Origin of the sequence: Streptomyces sp. NPDC057428 (assembly GCF_042803195.1) — a bacterium.
In the GTDB taxonomy this organism is placed as follows: Bacteria; Actinomycetota; Actinomycetes; order Streptomycetales; family Streptomycetaceae; genus Streptomyces.
Genome location: NZ_JBHVCT010000241.1, coordinates 1 through 1,127 on the forward strand (window position 1 = coordinate 1; position 1,127 = coordinate 1,127).

Sequence of the window (1,127 nt, forward strand, 5' to 3'; positions counted from 1 at the left end):
CCTAGAGACACGCCCCCACAGCGTGTCCAGACGCGTTTCCCCAGGTCACAGCACGATTCGATGCTCTAGGCACCGCGAATTATGCGGAACGCAGGCAGGAGAGCGTCCTCTGCCCGGTGACCCTGTTCAACCCTACCCAGGGCCTCAAAGGCAGGGCGGGGCGCGTGGTGACGGCGATTCGCCGCGGTCACCGGTACAGCGTGGCGGTCGCCGTCCGCACGAGGAACTCCTCGGTGCGGTCCCAGGACCAGCCGTTCTCGACGACGAGCGAGCGCCATCCACCGGGCCCGAACCAGAACCAGAGGAGGTCCGCGGTCTCCGGCTCCGCGCAGGACGGCGGGGGAGCCAGCGTGTGGAGGTGGTGCGCGCTGGCGACGAGTGCCTCACGGTACGCGGCGGTGGCACGCTGCCGCAGGGCGTCACCGTTCTCGTGGACCGGCAGTGCCTTGAGGATCGCCTCGTGCACGCAGAAGTACTCCTCGTTGCCGAGGCGGGTGCCGCGGGCAAGGACGCCGAGTGCCGCCGAGGGTGACCGTTGTTCGAGTACCTCCCGGACCGCGTGCTCGTAGCCGGACGCCGCCACACCCTGATCGACGATTCGGTCCAGGATGTCGCCCTTGCTGCCCGTGCTCGCGAACACCGTCTTGGGGGACACCCCCGCGGCGGATGCGATGTCCGCAACGGTCACCAGCCCATATCCGCGCTCCGCGAACAGCTCTGTCGCTCGCAGAAGAATCTGTTCGCGAGTTCGTGCGGCAGCCTGTTCCCGCAGGGGGGAGGCGTAGGAGCGCTTGGAGGGCATTGAGGCATTCTATGCCGGGCCTTGTAGCCGCTGGAGGCCAAGGGCTGTCCCGCAATCCCTGGCAGGCGCGCGACGGCCGTTGCGGCGCTGCGCGGCATCGTAGGAGCGCTCGAATGCGTCAGGGACGGCGATGGAGGACGTGCCGTAAATAAAGTTACTTGACCGTGCAAGCATGTCGCGCTACATTTCCTGACGAAGCAAGTTGCACAATGTGCTTCGGGAGCGTTTTGACGAAGGGTTTTCACATGGTCAAGATCGGTATCATCCTTGGTAGCACCAGGCCGGGCCGTAACGGCGAGGCGGTGGCGCGTTGGGTGCACGAGGT

At 66.4% G+C, this 1,127-nt stretch carries 1 protein-coding gene; it reads right to left on the reverse strand.

Translation table 11 applies throughout. The annotated features are described in order from the left end of the window. Nucleotides 1-187: 187 nt before the first annotated feature. Entirely contained in the window at nucleotides 188-802 is a 615-nt protein-coding gene (locus ACFU5K_RS32015; RefSeq protein ID WP_384068291.1) for a TetR/AcrR family transcriptional regulator, read from the reverse strand. Nucleotides 803-1,127 lie beyond the last annotated feature (325 nt).

What these genes read in the sequence shown, in the direction of transcription:
- ACFU5K_RS32015 (WP_384068291.1), bottom strand. Translation starts at nt 802, where the DNA reads ATGCCCTCCAAGCGCTCCTACGCCTCCCCCCTGCGGGAACAGGCTGCC.